The organism is Pseudomonas sp. KBN12P06040 (genome assembly GCF_037574965.1).
In the GTDB taxonomy this organism is placed as follows: domain Bacteria; phylum Pseudomonadota; class Gammaproteobacteria; order Pseudomonadales; family Pseudomonadaceae; genus Pseudomonas; species Pseudomonas aeruginosa.
Genome location: NZ_JBBELS010000001.1, coordinates 829,805 through 852,849 on the forward strand (window position 1 = coordinate 829,805; position 23,045 = coordinate 852,849).

The window sequence follows — 23,045 nt, forward strand, 5'->3', positions numbered from 1 at the left end:
GATCAAGTGGGAATGCCTTCGCGTTTTATTTCCGGGACCGGAATGCTCAAGGCGCGCAATTGCTGGAAGACGTTCATGAATTCGCGGTTGCGCTTGATCTTGCCGTCTTCAAGTTCGAAGGAATGCAGGAAGTGGTTTTCGTAATAACCTTCGGGATATCCGGGGAAAAGAATCTTGCCGTGACCGTCGCATTCGACCCAGAAATGATTGGGGTCGTCGGTTCCGAATATATTTATGTTGTACCACTCCCAATCGGGAAAGCACTTCAATGACCAGACGGCATGTTCCGCAAGTTTGTCTTTGCCACGAATGACGATGGGCGAGCCGGTATCGGTGGTCCATAAACCGCCACAGCCGTCCTCGACGAAAAGTTCATGGCGGCGCAGGCGATCCTGGCCTTTGGTATTCATGTACTTCTCGACGGTGGCGCGATTCTTTTCGCGAAGTTCGTTGGCATCGGTGAAACCGATTGGATTTGTCGTGTCAGGCATCGTCAATGCTCCTTGGCGGTAGATGTCATTCAAGTGGGAATACCGTCACGTTTTATTTGCGGAACGGCTATTCCCAATGCACGCAATTTCTGTATCGGGTTCATGAACTCGCGATTACGTTTTATCCGGCCGTTCTCGAGTTCGAAGGAATGGATGTAGTGGTTCTCGCAATAGCCCTGCGGATACCCCGGGACCAGCGCCTTGCCGCGCCCGTCGCACTCGACCCAGAAGTGGTTCGGATCCTCGGTCTCGAAGATCCGCACGTTGTGCCACTCCCAGTCGGGGAAGCAGCGCTCGAGCCACTCGGCGAGCCGCCTGAGGCTCTCATGGCCCCGGAAAACCAGGGGTTCGCCGCTTTCCGTGGTCCAGTTGCCGGCGCAGCCGTCCTCGACGAACAGGCTGTGCCGCTGCAACCGTTCGGCCCCCTTCATGGCCATGTAGCGCTCCACCGTGGCGCGATTCAGGCGCCGCAGACGCTCGATGTCGAGGGGTGTTTCCCTGTACCGCTGACCGTTCATGCGCCGCCTCCGAGAGGGCTCTCCAGGTATGCCGGAGAAACTTTTCCCTCGCGGCATCGGTTATTCTCTGGCGCGCAGGAGTTCGTCGCTCGGTAAGGGAGCGATATTCGCTGGGCGCATTGTTTATACGTAGAGTGAAATTTCGCGTTACATATGTTCGCCTGTCGTTTCCAATTTTCGAAAGGCAATAGGAGTTTCATCCCGGTTTTCTTTTGAAAACCTGCCGGTAATGGATTCGCAATGCTTTCGTTAAGGTGCGACAGACGAGGTCGCGAAGACTTTCAGCGTCATTCCGTGAAGTGTTTCAAATAGCCAGCATCCCTGGTCGCTGATGTGGATTGCATAAAACACAGAACGCTCGTACCGGCTCAACTACAAGATCTGGTAGGTGCCAGACAGGGTATGCGGGATTGCTAAGCTGATGCTTCCTGCAATGCCGGAGGTTGTAGCCAAGTTGTAATTTTATTCTTTCGGTACGCAGGAAAAGGCTCTGGAACAGGCAGTTGGAAAGTTCCAGGGTTGTTTCCGCAACGAGATCCAGGGAGCGCTGATCCGGGGGATGAGCGCATTTTTTCTCAAAGTTCCGAATGAACCGGGGTGTTCTGCGGTATTTCTCGCCGAGCGGGCAAGAAGTGCGAAATAGAGCGCTTGGGTACTTCTCGGGTTACGGAAATGTGTAACGAGAGAGAATAAAAGATGAATAATTCGAATCTTGCTGCTGCGCGTAATTTGATACAAGTTGTTACCGGGGAATGGAAGTCCCGTTGCGTCTACGTCGCTACGCGCCTCGGGCTGGCCGATCTGATCGAGAGCGGGATCGACAGCGACGAGACGCTGGCCGCCGCGGTCGGTTCCGATGCCGAGCGCATCCATCGACTGATGCGCCTGCTGGTGGCCTTCGAGATCTTTCAGGGCGATACCCGCGACGGCTACGCCAATACCCCCACCAGCCACCTGCTGAGGGATGTCGAGGGCTCCTTCCGCGACATGGTGCTGTTCTACGGCGAGGAGTTCCACGCCGCCTGGACGCCCGCCTGCGAGGCACTGCTCAGCGGTACCCCAGGCTTCGAGCTGGCGTTCGGCGAAGACTTCTACAGCTACCTCAAGCGCTGCCCGGATGCCGGCCGGCGCTTCCTGTTGGCGATGAAGGCGAGCAACCTGGCCTTCCACGAGATCCCCAGGCTCCTGGATTTCCGCGGGCGTAGCTTCGTCGACGTCGGTGGCGGTTCCGGCGAATTGACCAAGGCCATCCTGCAGGCCGAGCCCAGCGCCCGGGGCGTGATGCTCGACCGCGAGGGTTCCCTCGGCGTGGCCCGCGACAACCTCTCCAGCCTGTTGGCAGGGGAGCGCGTCAGCCTGGTGGGCGGCGACATGCTGCAAGAGGTGCCGTCCAACGGCGATATCTACCTGCTGTCGCGGATCATCGGCGATCTGGACGAAACCGCCAGCCTGAGGTTGCTCGGCAATTGCCGCGAGGCGATGGCCGGCGACGGCCGGGTGGTGGTGATCGAGCGGACCATCTCGGCCAGCGAGCCGTCGCCGATGTCGGTGCTCTGGGACGTGCACCTGTTCATGGCCTGCGCTGGCCGCCACCGCACCACCGAGGAGGTGGTCGACCTGCTCGGGCGCGGCGGCTTCGCGGTGGAGCGGATCGTCGACCTGCCGATGGAAACCCGCATGATCGTCGCTGCCAGGGCCTGAATCGGAACTCTCAACGGTTGGCCCCGGCGGTTTCGCCGGCGGCCAGTTGGCCGGCGCCCGGCGCCAGGTCGCCGCTGCCCCAGCCGAGCGCCTTGTAGAGGGCGATGACGTTGACGAACGAGGCGGTCTCCGCCTGCGCCAGTTCCTCGCGGATCTGGTACAGCGCGCGCTGGTTCTCCAGCACCGCCAGGTAGCTGCCGGCGCCGGCGCGGTAGCGTTCGTTGGCGATCTCCAGGGCGTTCGCGCCATGGGTCGCGGACTGGAACAGGGCGACCAGCCGACGCTGGTGTTCGGCCAGTTGGTTGAGCGCGTTGCCGACGTCCTCCTGGGCCAGCAGCAGGGAGCGCTGGTAGCGCGCCAGCGCGGCGTCGGACTGCGCCTCGACGGCGCGCAGGCGGGCCCGCACGTTGCCCAGGCGGAACGCCGGCCAACTGACGCTGGGCGCCAGTTCGAAGGCGCGCGAGGCGCTGCCGAGGTCGCCGCTGCGCAGGGCGAAGAAACCGATGAAGCCGCCCAGGTCGAGGCGCGGATAGAGTTCGGCGGTAGCCGCGCCGACGTCTTCGGTGCTCGCTGCCAGTTGCCGCTCGGCGCTGACTACGTCGGGGCGCTGGAGGATCAGGCGGTCGACGTCGCCCAGCGGCAGGTTCTTCGCCAATGGCGCGGCGCCGCCACCGTCGAGGATCGGCGCGCCGCTGCCCGGTGCCTCGCCGCGCAGCACGTCGAGGCGATAGCGGGCGCTCTCCAGCGCGGTCGTCAGTGGCGGAATCGCCGCTTCGCTGCGCAGCAGGTTGGCCTGGGCGTTCTCCACGTCCTCCGGCAGGCCGCTGCCCAGTTGCAGGCTGCTGCGGGTCAGCTCCAGGGTGTCGCGCCAACTGCGCACCTGGGCGCGCGCCACGTCCAGTCGGCGCTGGTAGCCCTGGATCTCGAAGTAGGCGCGGGCGGTGTCGGCGGCGATGCTCAGGCGTACCAGCCGGAGGTCGGCGTCGGCCGCTTCGGCGCGGGCCAGGGCGGCGTCGGAAAGTCGGCCGAGGCGACCGAACAGGTCGATTTCCCACTGCGCGTCGAAGCCGGCGCGGTAGCTCTCCGCCAGGCGCCGGCGCGGCTCGCCGTCGTAGTCCAGCTGTTGTTCGATGCTGCGGTTGTAGCCGGCCTGGCTGGTGACCTGCGGCAACTGGTCGAGCCAGCGGTCGTCGAACAGCGCGCGGGCGCTGCGCAGGTTGGCGCGGGCCTCGCGGATGTCGTGGTTACGCGCCAACGCCTGGTCGACCAGGCGCACCAGTTGCGGATCGTCGAAGAAGCTCCACCAGGGCGCTTCCCGCCGCTCGCCGGAGAACTCGCCGAGGTGCTCGCTGGCGACGCGTGGCGGCGGCGACTGCGGACGCTGGTAGTCGGGGCCGACGCTGCAGGCGGCCAGGCCGGTGCCGACCGCCAGGGCCAGCGCCAGGCGCGAAAGGTTCGGGTAGGAGCGCTTCATGCCTTGTTCACCAGCAGATCGGCCTCGGCCAGTTGCCGGCTGCGCGGGCTCTTGTCGACTTCCGCGTGGTTGCGCGCCAGCAGGGTATAGACGGTGGGCAGCACGAATAGGGTGAAGAGGGTGCCGACCAGCATCCCGGAGACGATCACCACGCCCAGGCCGAAGCGGCTGGCGGCGCCGGCGCCGCTGGCGAAGAGCAGCGGCACCAGGCCGAAGACCATTGCCGCGGTGGTCATCAGCACCGGCCGCAGGCGGATCTGCGCGGCGCGCAGGATCGCCGCGCGGCGGTCGAGGCGCTCGTGGAGTTGCAGTTCGTTGGCGAACTCGACCATGAGGATGCCGTGCTTGCTGATCAGGCCGATCAGGGTGACCAGGCCGATCTGCGTATAGATGTTCATCGTCGCGTAGCCCAGCGCCAGCGGCAGCAGCGCGCCGCAGATCGACAGCGGCACGGTGATCAGGATGATCAGCGGGTCGGCCAGGCTCTCGTACTGCGCGGCGAGCACCAGGTAGATCACCACCAGGGCGGCGAGGAAGGCGAACACCAGGGTGTTGCCTTCCTGGGTGTATTGCCGCGAGTCGGATTGCCAGTCGTGGCTGAAGCCGGCCGGCAGGCCGCGCGCCACGTCGTCGAGGAAGGCCACCGCCTGGCCCATGGAGACGCCGGGCGCGGGGATCGCCTGGAGGGTCGCGGCGTTCTGCTGGTCGAACTGGATCAGCTTGTTCGGCTCGACCTGAAGCTCCACCCGGACCACCGTCGACAGCGGCACCAGGTTGCCGTCCTGGGTGCGCACGAACTGCCGTGCCAGCGCTTGCGGAGTGAAACGCTGGTCGCGCAGGCTCTGCGGGATCACGTCGTAGGAGCGGCCTTCCATGCCGAAGCGGTTGACGTAGTTCTCGCCCACCAGCACCGCCAGCGACTCGCCGATGTCCTGCATGCGGATGCCCAGGCTGTTGGCCTTGGCGCGGTCGATGCGGACCTGGACCACCGGGTTGTTGTAGTCGAGGTCGCTGTCGACCACCACGAACAGCCCGCTCTGTCGGGCCTTCTGCTTGATCTCTTCCATGGTCCGGTAGAGCACCGGATAGTCCTGCGGGCTGCGCAGCACCATCTGCACCGGCAGGCCGCCGGTGGAGCCGGGCAGGGCGGCCAACTGGAAGGCGAAGATGCTGCTGCCCTCGACGTCGCCGACCTTGCCTTGCAGCTCGGACTGGATCGCCGAGGCGTCGCGCTCGCGTTTTTCCCAGGCCGCCAGGTTGATCCCGCCGAAGCTCGCCGCCGGTCCGTCGGTGCCGTTGATGATCCAGGTGCTCACGGTTTCCGGGATGCTGGTGTAGACCTGGTCGAGCTTGCGCGCGAACAGTTCGACGTAGTCGAGGTTGGCGTGCTGCGGCGCCTTGATCGCGGTGAGCACCGCGGCCTGGTCCTCGGTCGGCGCCAGTTCGCGCTTGGGCATTGAATACAGCAGCGGCAGGCTGATGCACACCAGCAATGCCAGGCCGCCGGTCAGCCAGCGGTGGCCCAGGGAGAACTCCAGGACCTGCCCGTAGCGCCGCGTCAGGCCGCCGAAGAACCACTCGGCGGCGCGGCCCATGCGCCCCTCGTTCTGGTGTGCCTGGAGCAGCAGCGAACTCATCACCGGCGACAGGGTCAGCGCCACCACCCCGGACACGATCACCGCGCCCGCCAGGGTCAGGGCGAACTCGCGGAACAGCGCGCCGGTGAGGCCGCCCATCAGGCCGATGGGGGTGTACACGGCGGCCAGGGTGATGGTCATGGCGATCACCGGGCCGGCCACTTCGCGGGCGCCGATCAGCGCCGCCGCCACCGGCGACTTGCCTTCCTCGATGTGGCGGTGGACGTTCTCCACCACCACGATGGCGTCGTCCACCACCAGCCCGATGGCCAGCACCATCGCCAGCAGGGTCAGCAGGTTGACGCTGAAGCCGAAGGCCAGCATCAGCGCGGCGGCGCCGAGCATCGACAGGGGAATGGTCGCCACCGGGATCAGCACGCTGCGCAGCGAGCCGAGGCAGAGGTAGATCACCAGCACCACGATCAGCAGCGCTTCCACCAGGGTCCGCACCACCTCGTCGATGGAGGCCTGGATGAAGCGCGAAGTCTCGTAGGCGAGGTCGACGCGGACATCCGGCGGCAGGGTCTTCTGGATCTCCGGCAGCAGCTTGCGGATGCCGTCGACGATCACCAGCGGGTTGCCGGTGGGCGTCGGGAACAACCCCAGGTGCACCGCCGGGTCGCCGTCCATCAGTGCGCTGGTCTCGGTGGCCGCGGCGCCCAGTTCGACGGTACCGACGTCGCGCAGGCGCACCAGGCCGTTGCCATCGTTGCGGATGACCATCTCGCGGAAGTCGTCGACGTTGGTCAGGTCGGTGTTGACCCGCACGTTGGACAGCACGTACTGCCCCTTCACCATCCCCGGCGCCGCCTGGTAGTTGTTGCGGCGGATCGCCTCGGCCACGTCGGAGGCGGTCAGGCCGCGCCCGGCGAGGCGGTCGGCGTCGAGCCAGAGGCGCATGGCCAGGCGCTGGCCGCCAAAGGTCTGGACCTTGGCCACGCCGTCGATGGAAGAGAACATCGGCTCGACCACCCGCGACAGGTAGTCGGTCAACGCCGGGATCGGCAGGGTCTTGCTGGAAAAGCCGACGTAGGCTACCGCGGTGGTCTCGCCGGAAGAGCGTTCGATCACCGAGTCGTAGGCACGCTCGGGCAGCTTGTAGCGCACCGAGTTGACCTTGGCCATGGTCTCGGTCATCGCCTGGGTCGAATCGCGGTTGAGCAGCATGCGGATGGTCACCACGCTACGCCCCTGCACCGAGGTCGAGGAAAGGTAGTCGATGCCCTCCACCGACGACACCGCCTGGGCGATCGGCTGGGTGACGAAGCCTTGCATGAGATCGGCGGAGGCGCCGGGGTACTCGGTGGTGACGGTGATGGTCGAGCTTTCCAGCAGCGGGTACTGGCGGATCGGCAGCTTGCCCAGGGAGAACAGGCCGAGCAGCAGGATCAGCGTGCTGACCACCAGCGCCAGCACCGGCCGGCGGACGAACAGGTCGGTAAAGGTCATCGCGGGGTTCCTTCAGCGGCCGGCGACCGGCACGGGGGGCGCGGCACTGCTCAGGGTGTCTTCCTTGACCGGTTCCACGGCCATCCCGTCGCTCAGGTTGATCTGTCCGGAAGTCACTACCCGGTCGCCCTCGGCGAGGCCCTGGAGGATTTCCACGCGACCGTCCCAGCGCTCGCCGATCCGCACCGAGACGCGCTTGGCGCTGAGCGGCCGGTCGCCGTCCTGGTGGGCGACGAACACGGTGTCGCCGTAGGCGGTGTAGGTGACCGCGGTTTCCGGCACGCTCAGCGACGGCGCGTCGGCTTTGCGCGAGACCCGGATGCTGGCGAACATGCCGGCGGCGAGCAGGCCTTCGGGGTTGTCCAGCAAGGCCTGGACCTGCACCGTGCGCGACTTGCCGATCAGCGGGTCGATGGCGCTGATGCGCGCCGGGAAGCTGCGCCCCGGATAGGCGTCGACCAGGACCTCGAGGGGCTGGCCGAGCTTCAGCTCGGGGCTGGTGCTTTCGTCCAGGGAGAAATTGCTTTTCAGGGTCCGCGCATCCACCAGGCTGGCCACCGGCTCGGCGACGCCGAGGTACTGGCCGAGGTGCACGCGGCGGATGCCGAGCTGGCCGGAGAAGGGCGCGCGGATCGCCTTCTGGTCGATCAGCGCCTGGGTCTGGCGCACCGCGCCGAGCGCCATGTCGCGGGCGGCGACGGCGTTGTCCAGCTGTTCCTGCGAGGCGACGTTGCGCTCTACCAGCTTGCGCGCACGGGCATGGAGGATCTCGGCATTGCGCAACTGCGCCTTGAGACGGATCAGCTCGGCCTGTTCCACCGCGTCGTTGAGTTGCACCAGCAACTGCCCTTGCTGCACCTGCTGGCCCGATTCGAAGGCGATGCGGGTGATCCGTCCTGCCGCTTCGGCGGCCACCTGGACCTGGCGACCGGCCTCCAGCTCGCCGACGCCATCGAAGACGCGCGGCACCACCCGCCGCTCCACCGAGGCGAGGGCGACCTTCACCGGCGGGTAGCCGGCGAAACCGCCGGCGTCTTTCTTCGCCGAGCCGGTGGCGTAGACGGCGATGCCGATAACCGCCGCGCAGATGAGCGCGGCACTGGCGATCAGGACGGGTTTCTGCATGATCGCCTCAGGCCTTCTGGTAGGTGGCGGCCACGGAGACGTCCTGGCGCAGCCGCTGACGTTGCGCGCTGGCGATGGCCGTGGCGATCAGGCCGCCGATCACCGCGATGTGTTCGAGGGCGAAGAACATCGCCAGCTTGGCTTCGACGCCGGTCTTGCTCCAGAAGGTGTGGACGATGAGGATGGTCAGCAGCAGGAACACCGCCAGCGCCCCGGCGCCGAGCCATAGCTTGCGGTCCAGCAGGACCAGCGCGGAGCCGGCCAGCAGGGTCACGGCGGTGGCGATGTTGAACAGCCAGGCCGGCTCCAGGCCGGCGGCGCGCATTTCCTCCAGGCTGGCCTGATAGTCGAACAGCTTCGCCAGTCCCGAGGCGACGAACATCAGGGCCAGGCAGATCCGGGCGGTCAGCCAGAGCCAGTTGCTTTCGAGCGAGTTATCGATGAAGCGCTGCATGGGTCGTTCCTTGTGCTGGTCGCCATCCGGCGCCGCGAAGCGGCCGTGGGGGCGGTTCGTGGTCCTGGGGAAACGGGGCGGTATGACCGCAGCGGGGACTATAAAACCTCAAGTTAAGTTGAGGTCAAGGGCGTCTGTGATTAGCGCTATAGGCCTTGCTGGGCGTGGGTTGCAGGTGGATTCGTTGGTGTCGCGGAACGGTGGGATGAGGGGCTGACGATTGGTCGCGGGGACTATTGGGGGAGGGGCTGGGTGTAGCTTGCGGGCAACCCGTCGCGACGGTTCCCCCTGGAGCGAGACGCCTTCGCGGCATCACTGTCGCTCGACCCGCTGCGCGACGATTCGACCTCCTGCCGGGGCGAGTTAGCTACCCCATCGTCTGGAGGGCAAGCATGGCAAACCTCTACGTGGCGGATCCTGGTTCCGTAGGGCGAATAACCGCTTGCGGTTATCCGCCGGTTCTCCGGGACAGCGGCGGATAACGCCCCTGGCGTTATTCGCCCTACAGGACTTGCCGTATGTGGGCGGAAGCTCCATGCCTGTGGGCCTTGGAGCCAGGGCGGGCTTCGGGTCTGGCTCCGTAGTGCGGATGACCGCTTAGCGCCGATCCGCCGGCCCAGCGGCGTATCGGCGGATGGCCGAGCGCAAGGTCACGGCACCGCCACGAAGCGCAGATCGCTCGGTGACCCCACCTCGACGCTTTGCAGCGTCTTGCCCACCTGGCCGCTCTGCGGATCGCGGGCGAACACCCGCAACTGGTCGCTGTTCTGGTTGGCCACGAGGACGAAGCGCCCGCCGGGCGAGAAAGCGAATTCGCGCGGCTCGGTGCCTTCCACCGAGCGCCGTTCGACGAAACGCAACTGGCCGCTGGCCGGGTCGACGGCGAAGGTCACCAGTTGGTTGTCGTCGCCGCGATTGAGCACGCCGAGGAAGCGGCCGTCGGCGGACAGGTGCAGGGCGCCGGCGCCGACCTTGCCCTGGAAGCCGGCAGGCGCCAGGTCGTGGGTCTGCAACTGACGCAGGCGGCCATTGCCCTCATGGGCGAACACCATCACCTGGCCGCTCAGTTCCAGGGTCAGGTAGGCGAAACGCCCGTCGGCGCTGAAGATCAGATGGCGCGGGCCGCTGCCGGGCGGGGTCGGGACGAATGCCGGATCGGCCGCCTGCAGTGGACGTTCGGCCTGTTCCGGGGCGTAGCGGTAGACGAATACCTTGTCGGCGCCGAGGTCGGGGGCGAACAGGTACTGGCCGTCGGGCGAGGACACCACCGAGTGCACATGACCGGAAACCTGGCGCGGATGCACCTTGCTGGCCTGGTGCGACTCCACCTGCACCACCGGCGCCAGCGAGCCGTCCGCGCGCACCGGCAGTACCGCCACCGAGCCTTCCGGCTGTACCGAGTAGTTGGCGACGAACAGGTAGCGACCGTCGTGGCTGAGGCTGCTGTAGGTCGGATGATCGCCGAGGGTCTGGACCTGGCTGATCTGTTGCAGGCGGCCGCTGATCGGATCGAAACGGTAGGACGTGGCGCGACCGACGGTGTCGCCCTTGCCGCCCCGTCCGTTCTCGTTGACCACGAACAGAGTGCGTTGGTCCGGGGCGAAAGTCAGGTACGAGGGGTTGCTGGTATGGGCCACGCGCAGCGGGCCTTTCACCGAGCCGTCGGCGCCGTCGAAGCGGTATACCTGGATGCCTTCGCTGGAGCCTTCGGTATAGGTCCCCACCAGCAGGTTGTAGAGGCTGGCGGCCTGGGCCTGGGGCGCCATGCCGGTGAGCGGCGCGAGGGCCAGCAGGCAGAGGGTGGGCAGTCTTCTCATGGGCAACTCCTTGGCTCGCTATTGTTCTGATGGCTCGGGGTTGGACCGGAGCCAGGCCGTTGGGTTCGCCCCTGGCCGCTCAGCCGCCGGCCTGGCCCAGCACGCCGCGCCAGCGTTCGAAGGCGGCGGTCGCGTAGCCTTCGCGCCAGACCAGCCAGGTGTCTACTTCGGCAAGGGGCAGGCTGCGCAGCGGCGGTGTGCCGAGCAGTTGCAGCACCGAGCGCGGCAGCACGCCGACACAGGCGCCGGCGGCGACGCAGGCGAGGATCGCATGGTAGGAGCCGACTTCCTGCACCGTCAGCGGCGTGCCCAGGCTGTCCTCGGCCAGTTGCCGGTAGGTGCAGCCACGGGCGAAGCCGGCCAGGGTGCGCAAGCGCACCTCGGCGACGTCGTGGACCGGCGGGTGTTCGGTCGGCAGGATCATCAGCAGTTCCTCGCGGAACAGCGGCTCGCCGCGCAGGCCGCTGCCATCGAGTTCGCCGGCCCAGCCCGGGCCGGCGGCCACCAGCGCGCAGTCCAGGCGCCGCGCCCGCACCCCATCGAACAACGCGCGACTGGTGCCGGTGGAGACTTCCAGGGCGACCCGCGGACAGGCCTTGTGATAGCTCGCCAGCAGCGCCGGCAGGCGGCTGGCCGCGGTGCTTTCCATGCTGCCCAGGCGCAGGCGCCCGCCGGGCTCGGCGGGATGCATCGACTGACGCGCCTCGTCGGCGAGAGCCAGCAACTGCTCGGCGTAGGCGAGGAATTCGCTGCCGCGTTCGGTCAGGCTCATGCGCTTGCCGTCGCGCAGGAACAGTTCGACGCCCAGGTCCTCCTCGAGCTGGCGGATCCGCGTGGTGACGTTCGACTGCGCTCGCTGCAACTGCTGAGCGGCGCGGGTGACGCTGGCTTCGTGGGCGACCGCGCGGAAGATTTCGAGGGAGGAAAGGTCCATCGATCTATCTCTTTATGAGAATGAATTGTTAAAAATATTCTTTTATGAAGATATATTGGTCAAGCGTCGGCCGACGCGGTGTCGTCCGACCGGGAGAGGGAATCGCCATGACTGACCGCTTCACGCGCCTGCTCGGCATCCAGCAGCCGATCGTCCAGGCACCCATGCTCGGCGTCTCCACGCCGGCGCTGGCCGCCGCCGTATCCAACGCCGGCGGGCTCGGTTCGATCGCCATCACCGGTAGCGCCGCCGAGAAAGGCCGGGCGCTGATCCGCGAGGTGCGCGGGCTGACCGACAAGCCGTTCAACGTCAACCTGTTCTGCCACCGCCCGGGGCAGGCCGACCCGGCCCGCGAGCGCGCCTGGCTGGACTACCTGAAGCCGCTGTTCGCCGAGTTCGGCGCCGAGCCGCCGGCGCGCCTGAACAACATCTACCTGAGCTTCCTCGAAGACCCGACCCTGCTGCCGATGCTGCTGGAAGAGCGGCCGGCGGCGGTCAGCTTCCATTTCGGCGCGCCGCCCCGCGACCAGGTTCGCGCGTTGCAGGCGGCGGGCATCCGCGTACTGGTCAGTGCCACCACGCCGGAGGAAGCGGCTCTGGTGGAGGCCGCCGGCGCCGATGCGGTGGTCGCCCAGGGCATCGAGGCCGGTGGCCATCGCGGGGTGTTCGAGCCGGAGCGCGGCGACGCCGCCATCGGCACCCTGGCGCTGGTCCGCCTGCTGGCGGCGCGCGGTTCGCTACCGGTGGTGGCTGCCGGCGGGATCATGGACGGACGGGGCATCCGCGCCGCCCTGGAGCTGGGCGCGAGCGCCGTGCAGATGGGCACCGCCTTCGTCCTCTGTCCGGAGTCCTCGGCCAACGCCGCCTACCGCGAGGCGCTGAAGGGGCCGCGCGCGGCGCGCACCGCGCTGACCGTGACCATGTCCGGGCGCAGCGCCCGCGGCCTGCCCAACCGGATGTTCTTCGATGCCGCCGCGCCTGGAGTGCCGCCCTTGCCGGACTATCCGTTCGTCTACGACGCGACCAAAGCGTTGCAGACCGCCGCTCTGGCTCGCGGCAACCATGATTTCGCCGCCCAGTGGGCCGGCCAGGGCGCGGCGCTGGCGCGGGAGCTGCCGGCCGCCGAACTGCTGCGCACGCTGGTCGAGGAACTGCGCGGCTGAGGGAGGCCGTTCGCTGCGCGCGACGATGACTGTCTCTGTTCAGTTACCCCTGTGTTGTGCTTTTCTGCCTCCAGCACTGGAACGACAGGTGGAACATGGGACAGGACAAGTTGAAGGTCGCCGTTCTCTTCGGCGGCAGCAGTGAGGAACGGGACGTCTCCATCGCCAGCGGCGCGCAGGTGATCCAGGCGTTGCGCAGCGCCGGCCACCAGGTGCTGGCGGTGGATACCGCCAGCGGCCTGCTCGGCGCGGAGGAAGAGCGCCGCCTGTTGGCGAGCAAGGTCAAGGAGGTCCCGCCGGACTCCGACTCGCTGGCGATCATCCGCAGCGGCAAGCAGAGCCTGCTGAGCGCCGGCGAACTGGCTGGGGTCGACGTGTTCTTCCTCGCCCTGCACGGCGGCACCGGCGAGGACGGCACCCTGCAGGCGCTGCTGGATGCCGGTGGTTTCGCCTATACCGGCAGCGGCCACCTGGCCAGCGCCATGGCGATGGACAAGGACGTGGCCAAGCGCCTGTTCCTCGCCGCCGGGGTGGAGACCGCCAGTTGGCTGATGGCGCCGGCCTCGGAAGAGGCGGTGCGCGAGCAACTGGGCTTCCCCCTGGTGGTCAAGCCGAACAGCCAGGGCTCCACCGTGGGGCTGTCCATCGTGCATTCCCAGGCCGAATTGCAGCCGGCCATCGAGCTGGCCGGGCGCTATGGCGACCAGGTGATGCTGGAGCGCTTCGTCGCCGGCCGCGAGGTCACCGTCGGGGTGCTCGACGACCAGGCGCTGCCGGTGGGCGAGATTCTCCTCGGCGGCCAGGAGGTCTTCGACTACGAGCACAAGTACCAGGCCGGCGCGGTGCGCGAGGTGTTTCCCGCCGACCTGCCGCCGGCGATCGCCGCCGAGGCCCAGCGTCTGGCGCTGAAGGTACACCGGGCGCTGAAGCTGAGCGGCTACAGCCGCACCGACTTCCGCCTCGACGAACAGGGCCGGCTCTGGTGCCTGGAGGTCAATACCCTGCCGGGCATGACCGCCACCAGCCTGCTGCCGCAGGCCGCGGCGGCGGCCGGGATCGGTTTCGCCGAACTCTGCGAGCGGATCTGCCGGCTCGGCATCGAGCGCTGCAAGGGCGCGCGCAAGGCGCGTTCCTGATTCCCGCGGCCCGCCGCCGGGGCGGGCCGCGCCTTTCGCTCAGGCCTCGAGGTTCTCGACCCGCTCGAGGATGTCGTAGAGGCTGTAGCGCTCCTGTTCGTCGCGTCGCACCCGGCCCATGGCGACGCACGGATCATGGGTGAAGACCAGTCGGCCGTTGCGGGCGATGAGGCTGTCCAGCAGGCGTTCCTTTTCCTCGATCAGGCCTTCCGGGAAGCGGTCGTAGCCCATGGTCAGCGGTAGGTGTACCCAGGGTGCGCCGGGGATCAGGTCGCCGCTGAATACCACCGGGCCGTCGGGCATGGCGATCTCCGGGAGCATCTGGCCCGGGGTATGGCCTTCGCTGAAATGGAAACGCCAGCCCTCGCCCAGGTGCGCCGAGCGCTCGCCGTCGTCGAGCAGCTCCAGGCGTCCGCTGGCCTGCAGCAGGTCGAGCAGTTCCGGCACGAACGAGGCTCGGTCGCGCGGGTGCGGCTGGCGCGCGCGCTGCCAGTGGCGGCGGCCGCTGACGAAATGCGCGTTGGGGAACAGCAGGCGCGCCGGCTGGCCTTCTTCCCAGGCGGCGAGCAGGCCGCCGGCGTGGTCGAAGTGCAGGTGGGTGAGCAGCACCACGTCGATGTCGGCGTCGTCCAGGCCGACCGCGGCGAGGCTGTCGAGCAGTACGTGGCGCTCTTCCTGGACGCCGTAGCGCTGGCGCAGGGCGGGCGGGAAGAACGCGCCGATGCCGGCCTCCACCAGTACGTTGCGCTCGCCGTCGCGCACCAGCAGGGCACGGCAGCCGAGGTCGATGCGGTTCTCCGCATCGGGCTGCATCCAGCGTGACCAGAGCGCGCGCGGGGCATTGCCGAACATGGCGCCGCCGTCGAGTTTCTGGCTGTTGCCGAGGAGGGTGGTGAGGGTTCGCATGGATATGTCCTTGTTCCTGGTCTAGCGAATAACCGGCGGTTGCGTCGTTTTTCAGGAATGCCTGGCCGGCTTCCCGGGCGTCGTAGGGCGAATGACCGCTTCGCGGTTATCCGCCGTTATCGCGGGCTGTCGGCGGACAGCGCGTTGCATGCTGTCCTGGAAAAAACACGCGGCCCACGGGCCGCGCGACAACGCTCGACGGAAGCTTCAGAACTGTTCCGCCTCCAGGCCGTACAGGCTTTCGCTGCCGGCTTCGACGGCGGCGGCGAGGGAGTGCACGCGGGGCAGGAGGCGGGCGAAGTAGAAGCGCGCGGTGGCCAGCTTGCCGTCGTGGAACGCCGGGTCGGCCTCGCGCTGGCGCAGCGCGGCGGCGGCCATGCGCGCCCAGAGGTAGGCGTAGGCGGTATAGCCGAACAGATGCAGGTATTCCACCGAGGCTGCGCCGATCTCGCGCGGGTCGTTGCCGGCGCGGGCGACGATGCCCTGGGTGAGGTTGTCCAGCAGGTCCAGGGCGGTCAGCAGCGGGGTGACGAATTCCGCCAGTTCGGCGTTGGCGCCGGCGGCGAAGGCTCGCACCTCGCGGCTGAAGATGGAGAGGAACAGCCCGCCGTTGGCGACCACCTTGCGGCCCATCAGGTCGAGCGCCTGGATGCCGTTGGTGCCTTCGTAGATCTGCGCGATGCGTACGTCGCGCACCAGTTGCTCCTGGCCCCATTCGCGGATGTAGCCGTGGCCGCCGAACACCTGCTGGCCGAGCACGCAGCTCTCCAGGCCGGTATCGGTGAAGAAGGCCTTGGCCACCGGGGTCAACAGGGCCACCAGGGCTTCGGCCTGGCTGCGTTCTTCCTGGTCCTCGGCGTACTTGGCCAGGTCGAGCTGCTGCCCGACATAGGTGGAAAAGGCGCGGCCGCCCTCGGTCAGCGCCTTCATGGTGAGCAGCATGCGGCGCACGTCGGGGTGCACGATGATCGGGTCGGCGGCCTTGTCCCTGGCCACCGGGCCGGTCGGCGCGCGGCTTTGCAGGCGCTCGCGGGCGTAGGCGACGGCGCTCTGGTAGGACATCTCGGCGCAGCCGATGCCCTGGATGCCGATGGACAGGCGCTCGTAGTTCATCATGGTGAACATCGCCGCCAGGCCCTTGTTGACTTCGCCGACCAGCCAGCCACTGGCGCCGTCGAAGTTCATCACGCAGGTGGCCGAGGCCTTGATCCCCATCTTGTGCTCGATGGAGCCGCAGTGCACCGCGTTGCGTGCGCCGAGCGCGCCGTCGTCGCCGACCAGGAACTTCGGCACCAGGAACAGCGAGATGCCGCGCGAACCGGCCGGCGCGTCGGGCAGCTTGGCCAGCACCAGGTGAATGATGTTCTCGGTGAGGTCCTGTTCGCCGCCGGTGATGAAGATCTTCGTCCCGCTGATCCTGTAGGAACCGTCGGCCTGCGGCTCGGCCTTGGTGCGGATGATGCCCAGGTCGGTGCCGGCATGCGGTTCGGTCAGACACATGGAGCCGGCCCAGGTGCCGGCGTACATGTTCGGCAGGTACCTGTTCTTCAGTTCCTCGCTGCCGTGCGCATCGAGGGCCAGGCAGGCGCCGGCGGAAAGGGTCGAGTAGAGGCTGAAGCTGGCGTTGGCCGCGTACATCATCTCCTCGAACTGCACCGCCAGCATCTTCGGCATGCCCATGCCGCCATGGGCCGGATTGCCGGTGAGGCCGACCCAGCCGCCCTCGGCGTAGGTCGCGTAGGCCTCGCGGAAGCCGGCCGGGGTGCGCACGGCGCCGTCCTGCCACTGCGCGCCTTCTTCGTCGCCGCTGCGGTTGAGCGGCGCGAGCAGGCCGCCGGTGACCTTGGCCGCTTCCTCGAGGATGGCGTCGGCGGTGTCGGCGTCGATCCGCTCGGCCAGTCGCGGCAGGCGCTGCCACAGGGCGGGGGCGTCGAACACGTCGTTGAGCAGGAAGCGCATGTCGCGCAGCGGGGCGTTGTATTCAGGCATTGCACACCTCGTCGGTGAACGGCCGGCGGGACGGCCGCAGGTACAGGGTTGCCCGTGCGCATCCTGCCTACGGCCGCCGTGGCACGGCCGCTGCACGGGCAATTCGGCTGGCGGCGCTCAGAGGGCGGCGGCCCACTCGCGCAGCACGTATTTCTGGATCTTGCCGGTGGAGGTCTTCGGCAGTTCCGAGAACACCACGGTACGCGGAATCTTGAACGCGGCCAGGTGTTCGCGACAGAACGCGACGATCTCGCTCTCGGCGAGCCCCTGATGATCGCTCTTCAGGGTAATGAACGCACAGGGCGTTTCCCCCCACTTTTCGTCGGGCCGTGCCACCACCGCCGCCTCCAGCACCGCCGGGTGGCGGTAGAGCACGCCCTCCAGTTCGATGGTGGAGATGTTTTCGCCGCCGGAGATGATGATGTCCTTGAGCCGGTCGCGGATCTCGATGTAGCCGTCCGGATGGCAGACCGCCAGGTCGCCGGTATGGAACCAGCCGCCGGCGAAGGCTTCCTCGGTGGCGCTGGGGTTCTTCAGGTAGCCCTTCATCACGGTGTTGCCGCGCATGAAGATCTCGCCGATGGACTGGCCGTCGCGCGGCACCGGCTCGAGGGTCTTCGGGTCGGCCACCATCACCCCTTCGAGGGTCGGGTAGCGCACGCCCTGGCGCGACTTGATCGCGGCGCGCCGCTCCAGCGGCAGTTCGTCCCACTCGCCGTGCCAGGCGCAGACCGTGACCGGGCCGTAGACCTCGGTGAGGCCGTAGACATGGGTGACGCGGATGCCCATCTCTTCCACCGCGCCGATCACCTTGGCCGGTGGCGCGGCGCCGGCGACCATGGCATGCACCGGGTGGTCGATGGCGGCCTTGGCCGAGTCGGGCATGTTGATCAGGGCGTTGAGCACGATGGGTGCGCCGCACAGGTGGCTGACCTGGTGCTCGCGGATCAGGGTGAGGACCTTCTGCGGATCGACCCGCCGCAGGCAGACGTGGACGCCGGCCAGCGCGGTCACCGTCCACGGATAGCACCAGCCGTTGCAGTGGAACATCGGCAGGGTCCAGAGGTACACCGGGTGCTGGCCCATGGACCAGGTCATCTGGTTGCCCAGCGCGTTCAGGTAGGCGCCGCGGTGATGGTAGACCACGCCCTTGGGGTTGCCGGTGGTGCCCGAGGTGTAGTTCAGCGAGATCGCCTGCCACTCGTCCCGGGGCCATTCCCAGGCGAACTGCGGGTCGCCCTCGGCGAGCAGCGCCTCGTAGTCCAGTTCGCCAACCGGGCGGCCTTCGCCATACTCGGGGTCGTTGACGTCGACCACCAGCGGCGGGTGGTCGAGCATGCCGATGGCGGCATGGATCACCTCGTGGAATTCGTAGTCGGTGATCAGCACCTTGGCTTCGCCGTGTTGCAGCATGAAGGCGATGGCTTCGGCGTCGAGGCGTACGTTGAGGGTGTTCAGCACCGCGCCGATCATCGGCACGCCATAGTGCGCCTCGAGCATCTCGGGGATGTTCGGCAGCATCACCGCCACCGTGTCGCCCTGGCCGATGCCGCGCCCGGCCAGGGCCGAGGCCAGGCGTCGGCAGCGTTGGTAGGTCTGCGCCCAGTCGCGGCGGATGTTGCCGTGGATCACCGCGGGGTAGTGCGGATAGACGCTGGCGGTGCGCTCGATGAAGCTCAGCGGCGTCAGGGCGATGTGGTTGACGGCGGCGGGCGCGAGACCCTGTTCGAAGATCGACATGAAGAGTACCCCGTGGCTGATTGTTAGCTCTGTTCTGGGTAAGGGTCACGATCTGCCGCGCGCGGAGAGACTGCGTCGAAAACGGCTGGTTTCTCTGGCTCGGCAGATCGTGAACAGCTTCCAAGGACCAGGCGAAGCGCTCCTTGGGTTGGGGCGATTTATAGCAACGATGAAAAATATATGGAAGTTAAACCATAAGCTTATAGTATAAATACCATATAAGTTCCCAGGATCATCTTCCGCCCATGAGTCCGCTTCCCGCTTCGCCTGCCCTCAACAGCCTCCTGCGCCTGCTGCGCGAGGGCGCGCCGCTGGTCGAGCGGGTCGGTGCACTGCGCCGCTTGCTGCTCGAACATCCGGGCACGCGCCAGGCCTGGTACCTGGCCTGGCAGCCGCAGGCGCAGACCTATACCCCGGTGCCGCCGTCGCCGGCGCTGCCGCCGGGCGCCGGCGAGCCGAACCGGGCCAGCGACCTGGCGTTGCGCGAGCGCCTGGCGCGCGACGGCCGGCTGGCGCTGGACGAATTGCGGCGTTCCGCGTCCTGGCTCGGCGCGCGCTTGCGGCGTGCCGGCGTGGAGCATGGCATGGCCTTCGCCCTCGACCTGCAGGCCGGCGACGAAGGCCTGTTGCTGGTGGCCAGCGATACGCCGCAGAGCGCTGCGCTGGACTGGCTCGGCCTGCTCCTCGCACCGTTGCTCGCCGCCGCCCGTGGCGTCACCCGCGCTGCGCCGTTCCTCGCCGCCGACCCGCAGCCGGCGCTGCTGCTCGACGGCGAGGCGCAGGCGGTGGAATTCAACCAGGCCTTCCTTGCCTTGCTTGGCGAGCGGCCGCGCGAGGCCTGGCGCGCTTACCTCCCGGCCAACCATGGGCAACTGGTGCGCGCCAGCCTGGGGCAGGCGCGGGCCCTCGGCGAGGTGGAGGCGGAGTGCGACGGGCGCATCCTGCTCTGGCAGTTCATTCCCGACAGCGCCGAGGCCCGGGTGCTGGCGCGCTGCCGCGACGCCACCGCCAGCCTGCGCGGCGAGCGCGAGGCGGCGCGGGCCAGCCGGCTGTACCGGCTGATCACCGAGAACACCACCGACCTGATTTCCCGGCATACCCTCGACGGCATTTTCCTCGACGCCTCGCCGGCCTCCTGGACCCTGCTCGGCTACTGGCCGGAGGAACTGCGCGGGCGACCGGCGCAGGCGCTGTTCCACCCCCAGGACCGCGGCCAGGTGGCGCTGCGCGCGCGCGAAGCGCTGGAGCAGGACGGCTACCTGACCATCACCTACCGTATCCGCCACCGCGACGGCCGCTACCGCTGGTTCGAGACCGCCAGCCGGGCGATCCGCGAGACCTACACCGGGGCGGTGGTGGAGGTGGTCAGCGTGTCCCGCGATGTCACCCGGCGGGTCGAGGCGGAGGAGAACCGCCGGCGCCTGGCCGAAGTGGTCGAGGCGAACACCGACCTGGTGCTGTTCGTCGAGCATGGCGGCCGCGTCACCTACCTCAATCCTTCGGCACGCGCCGCCCTCGGCATCGCCGACGGGCAGGAGGCGCCGGCGCTGGAACACCTGCTGGCCGGCGACACTCCGGCGCGGCTGGCCGAAGAGGGTTGGCGACAGGCGCGCGATGGCGGCGTTTGGAGCCGCGAGGGGCGCCTGCAACCGCAGGACGGGCGTCCGTCGCTGCCAGTCTCGCTGGTGTTGCTGGCCCATCGCGGTCGCGGCGAGGAGCGCTATTACTCGCTGGTGGCCCGCGACATGACCGAACGCGAACTGCGCGAGGCCCAGCAGCGCCGTCACCAGGACGAACTGGCGCACACTGCGCGGCTGGTCACTCTCGGCGAACTGGCCTCGGGCATCGCCCACGAGATCAACCAGCCGCTGGCGGCGGTGATGAACTACGCCAGCGCCAGCCAGCGTTACCTGGCTGTCCTCGGCAGCCAGCCCGAGGCCGCCGGGCGGGTGGCCGAGGGGCTGGCGCGGATCGGCGAGCACGCCGGCCACGCGGCGGAGGTGATCAAGCGCCTGCGCGCCTTCCTGCGCAAGGGCCAGCGGCGCCTGCAGGCGCTCGACCTCAACCAGGTGGCACGCGAGGCCATCGGCCTCTGCGCGTGGGAAGCCGGGCACTGGCAAGTGGCGGTGGAAGAAGCGATGACCGACAATCCGCCGCCGCTGTATGCCGACCGCGTGCTGCTCGAACAGGTGTTCCTCAATCTGCTGCGCAACGCCATCGAAGCCAACCGCGAGGCGCATCCCGGCTCGCCGTCGCGGGTCGTCATCGGTAGCCGCGTCGAGCCCGGCGGGCTGCTCTGCCTGTGGGTTCGCGACCAGGGACCGGGAGTGCCGGCGGATCAGCTGGAACACATTTTCACGCCGTTCCACACCAGCAAGCCGGAAGGGCTGGGCCTGGGCCTGTCGATGAGCCGCAGCATCGTCGAGGGCTTCGGCGGCACCCTCGAAGCCGAGCTGCCGGCGGATGGCGGGTTGCTCATGAACTGCCGGCTGCCGCTCGCCGCCGGCGCCACGGGAGGTTAACGATGGCTATGCCTGACGAAGCGCTGGTCTACGTGGTCGACGACGACCAGGGCATGCTCGAATCGACGGTCTGGCTGCTGGAATCGGTCGGCCTCAAGGCACGGCCCTTCACCCAGGGCCGGGACTTCCTCGAAGCCTGCGAGGGCGGCCGCCATGCCTGCGTCCTGCTCGACGTGCGGATGCCCGGCATGGGCGGGCTGAACGTGCAGGACGAACTGCTGGCGCGCGGCATCGACCTGCCGGTGATCTTCGTCAGCGGCCATGCCGACGTGCCCATCGTGGTGCGCGCCTTCAAGGCCGGGGCGGTGGATTTCATCGAGAAACCCTACAACGAACAATTGCTGCTCGACAGCGTGCAGCAGGCCCTCGATCGCCACGCCCGTCGGCGCCGCCACCGCGATCTCGACGCCGGGTTGCGCGAACGCCTGGACAGCCTCACCCCGCGCGAGCGCGACGTGCTCTTGCCGCTGGTGCGCGGCTATACCAGCCGCGAGGTGGCCGAGCAACTGGAAGTCAGCGTGAAGACCGTCGACCTCTACCGCGCGCGGGTGATGAAGCGCATGCAGGCCCAGACCCTGCCGGAGCTGGTGGGCATGGCCATCGCCGCCGGGCTGGTGGACCCGCTGCGCTTGCGCGAGGACGCCTGAGGGCTCAGCCGCGCGGAGCCTCCAGGGACGGCGACCGCACCGGCTGATAGGAACGCTCGCCGCCCAGGGCTTCCGGCGTACGGCTGCTGCCCTGCAGGGCGGTGTCGAAGACCCCGGCGAAGCGCTGGCGATCCTCCAGGCTGGTGGCCAGCGCATGGCCATAGGAGACGATCGCCTGGTTCACCGGGAAGCGTTCGGCCTGGTAGCCGGCCAGGGCATCCTCCAGCGCGCAGGCGTCGCGCAAGGCCAGGTCGAGGGCGTCGGCCAGGGCGCTGGCGTCCTCGATGGCCAGGTTCATGCCCTGGCCGGTGATCGGATGCACGTTGTGGATGGCGTCGCCGAGCATCGCCACGTTGTCCGCCCAGTAACGATCCAGGTTCAGGTAGCCGATGGGGATGCCCTTGAAGCGCGAAGTGCCGGTGACGGCGGCGATCGCCTCGGCGCTCTCGTCGCCGACGAAGCGTTGCAAGCGCCGGCGCAGCGACTCGCCGCGGGTGTCGGCCATCAGCTCGCGCGACTCTTCCCTGGGGAAGCTCACCACCAGTCGCGCGCGGTCGAGACCGATCGGGTAGAAATAGGCCAGCCCGCCCTGCGCGTCCACGTACAGGCGGTTGCGCTCGGCCACGCAGGGCGCCAGGGCGAAGGTGCCGACCAGCATCGGCGACGGGTAGGGGCGGCGTTCCACCTCGATATCGAGCAGCCGGCGGCGCACGTAGGAGGCGATACCGTCGGCGCCCACCACCACCCGCGGACGCAGCACGCGGCCGTCGTTCAGGCGCACCTGGTCGATCGCGTGGCGCTCGTCGCGCTGCACCGCTTCGATGCGGGTCTCGAACAGCATCTCGACGGTCGCTTCGCCGTCGATCTTTTCCAGTACCAGGCGGCGCAGCGACTCGCAGGGCATGAGGATGAAATAGCCGCGCGCGTCGACGCTGGAATAGTTGAAATAGCGAAGCAGCTCGCCGTCGTGATAGACCTCCAGCTCATGGCGGACCCGCCCGCCGCGACGGGTCACCTCGGCCAACAACCCGGCCGCCTCGACCACCCGGATGCCGGCCGGCTTGAGCAGGTCGGCGCCGTTGATCGCGCGTTCGCGCCGTGCCTGCTCCACTACCACCACGCGGTGGCCCTGGCGGCCGAGCAGGTAGGCGAGCATCGCCCCGCCGATGCCGCAGCCGTTGATCAGTACATCGATATGGTTGTCCGTCATGGATGAGTCTCCGTGTCGTTCCTGGCGGAAAAGGGAAGGGTGGAGGCAGCAGCATAGCGACGGAACGTTATGCAGAATGGGTGTTGTCTGCACTTGGTCGCCTGTCCGGCCCGGTTGTCCGGTCTCGCCGCC

Annotated in this window: 17 protein-coding genes; 5 read left to right on the top strand and 12 right to left on the bottom strand. The window is 68.0% G+C overall.

Features of this window, described 5'->3' with window-relative positions:
• Positions 1 to 2: 2 nt before the first annotated feature.
• Positions 3 to 491: a phenazine biosynthesis protein PhzB gene (phzB, locus tag VQ067_RS03935; RefSeq protein WP_003123955.1), complete on the bottom strand. Its 489-nt coding sequence runs from the start codon at positions 489 to 491 to the stop codon at positions 3 to 5.
• A gap of 29 nt (positions 492 to 520) precedes the next feature.
• A complete protein-coding gene (phzA, locus tag VQ067_RS03940) occupies positions 521 to 1,009 on the bottom strand; it encodes a phenazine biosynthesis protein PhzA (protein WP_003114729.1) in 489 nt (162 codons plus the stop codon).
• Positions 1,010 to 1,705: 696 nt separating this feature from the next.
• On the opposite strand from phzA, the gene phzM reads away from it, so the two are divergent.
• Positions 1,706 to 2,710 carry a phenazine-1-carboxylate N-methyltransferase PhzM gene (gene phzM, locus VQ067_RS03945; RefSeq protein ID WP_009313264.1) on the top strand — a complete coding sequence of 335 codons (1,005 nt, stop codon included), beginning with the start codon at positions 1,706 to 1,708 and terminating at the stop codon, positions 2,708 to 2,710.
• 10 nt (positions 2,711 to 2,720) lie between these two features.
• Here phzM and opmD read toward each other — a convergent pair whose 3' ends face one another.
• The 6 genes from opmD to nmoR all read right to left on the bottom strand — a co-directional run bounded on the left by opmD (position 2,721) and on the right by nmoR (position 11,600).
• Entirely contained in the window at positions 2,721 to 4,184 is a 1,464-nt protein-coding gene (gene opmD, locus VQ067_RS03950; protein WP_003111615.1) for a multidrug efflux transporter outer membrane subunit OpmD, read from the bottom strand.
• Positions 4,181 to 7,270: a multidrug efflux RND transporter permease MexI gene (mexI, locus tag VQ067_RS03955; RefSeq protein WP_003093610.1), complete on the bottom strand. Its 3,090-nt coding sequence runs from the start codon at positions 7,268 to 7,270 to the stop codon at positions 4,181 to 4,183. The genes opmD and mexI overlap by 4 nt, the downstream gene beginning before the upstream one ends.
• A gap of 12 nt (positions 7,271 to 7,282) precedes the next feature.
• Positions 7,283 to 8,395: a multidrug efflux RND transporter periplasmic adaptor MexH gene (mexH, locus tag VQ067_RS03960; protein ID WP_003104731.1), complete on the bottom strand. Its 1,113-nt coding sequence runs from the start codon at positions 8,393 to 8,395 to the stop codon at positions 7,283 to 7,285.
• A gap of 7 nt (positions 8,396 to 8,402) precedes the next feature.
• Positions 8,403 to 8,849, bottom strand: a complete 447-nt coding sequence (gene mexG / locus VQ067_RS03965; protein ID WP_003093607.1) for a multidrug efflux RND transporter inhibitory subunit MexG — start codon at positions 8,847 to 8,849, stop codon at positions 8,403 to 8,405.
• Between the two features lie 650 nt (positions 8,850 to 9,499).
• Positions 9,500 to 10,666 (bottom strand): gluconolactonase PpgL, encoded by a 1,167-nt coding sequence (gene ppgL, locus VQ067_RS03970; RefSeq protein ID WP_031685331.1) that lies wholly within the window; start codon positions 10,664 to 10,666, stop codon positions 9,500 to 9,502.
• A 79-nt stretch (positions 10,667 to 10,745) separates the two neighbouring features.
• Positions 10,746 to 11,600: a LysR family transcriptional regulator NmoR gene (gene nmoR / locus VQ067_RS03975; protein ID WP_031685333.1), complete on the bottom strand. Its 855-nt coding sequence runs from the start codon at positions 11,598 to 11,600 to the stop codon at positions 10,746 to 10,748.
• A gap of 107 nt (positions 11,601 to 11,707) precedes the next feature.
• On the opposite strand from nmoR, the gene nmoA reads away from it, so the two are divergent.
• Both nmoA and VQ067_RS03985 read left to right on the top strand, forming a co-directional pair.
• Positions 11,708 to 12,763: a nitronate monooxygenase gene (gene nmoA / locus VQ067_RS03980; protein ID WP_003121876.1), complete on the top strand. Its 1,056-nt coding sequence runs from the start codon at positions 11,708 to 11,710 to the stop codon at positions 12,761 to 12,763.
• A 95-nt stretch (positions 12,764 to 12,858) separates the two neighbouring features.
• Positions 12,859 to 13,899: a D-alanine--D-alanine ligase gene (locus VQ067_RS03985; protein ID WP_023096430.1), complete on the top strand. Its 1,041-nt coding sequence runs from the start codon at positions 12,859 to 12,861 to the stop codon at positions 13,897 to 13,899.
• A 39-nt stretch (positions 13,900 to 13,938) separates the two neighbouring features.
• Here the strand turns inward: VQ067_RS03985 and VQ067_RS03990 are convergent, their stop codons facing one another.
• The 3 genes from VQ067_RS03990 to VQ067_RS04000 form a co-directional block, all read right to left on the bottom strand.
• A complete protein-coding gene (locus tag VQ067_RS03990; RefSeq protein ID WP_029610661.1) occupies positions 13,939 to 14,805 on the bottom strand; it encodes an MBL fold metallo-hydrolase in 867 nt (288 codons plus the stop codon).
• 207 nt (positions 14,806 to 15,012) lie between these two features.
• Entirely contained in the window at positions 15,013 to 16,794 is a 1,782-nt protein-coding gene (locus tag VQ067_RS03995) for an acyl-CoA dehydrogenase C-terminal domain-containing protein (protein WP_023108258.1), read from the bottom strand.
• 117 nt (positions 16,795 to 16,911) lie between these two features.
• A complete protein-coding gene (locus VQ067_RS04000; protein WP_003137504.1) occupies positions 16,912 to 18,534 on the bottom strand; it encodes an acyl-CoA synthetase in 1,623 nt (540 codons plus the stop codon).
• A gap of 245 nt (positions 18,535 to 18,779) precedes the next feature.
• Between VQ067_RS04000 and bfiS the strand changes: the two genes are divergently transcribed.
• Entirely contained in the window at positions 18,780 to 21,056 is a 2,277-nt protein-coding gene (gene bfiS, locus VQ067_RS04005; RefSeq protein WP_033937675.1) for a two-component system sensor histidine kinase BfiS, read from the top strand.
• Between the two features lie 2 nt (positions 21,057 to 21,058).
• Positions 21,059 to 21,703, top strand: coding sequence for a two-component system response regulator BfiR (bfiR, locus tag VQ067_RS04010; protein WP_074241335.1), 645 nt, complete (start codon positions 21,059 to 21,061; stop codon positions 21,701 to 21,703).
• A 4-nt stretch (positions 21,704 to 21,707) separates the two neighbouring features.
• Here bfiR and pqsL read toward each other — a convergent pair whose 3' ends face one another.
• Positions 21,708 to 22,913, bottom strand: a complete 1,206-nt coding sequence (pqsL, locus tag VQ067_RS04015) for an FAD-dependent monooxygenase PqsL (RefSeq protein WP_033990650.1) — start codon at positions 22,911 to 22,913, stop codon at positions 21,708 to 21,710.
• Positions 22,914 to 23,045 lie beyond the last annotated feature (132 nt).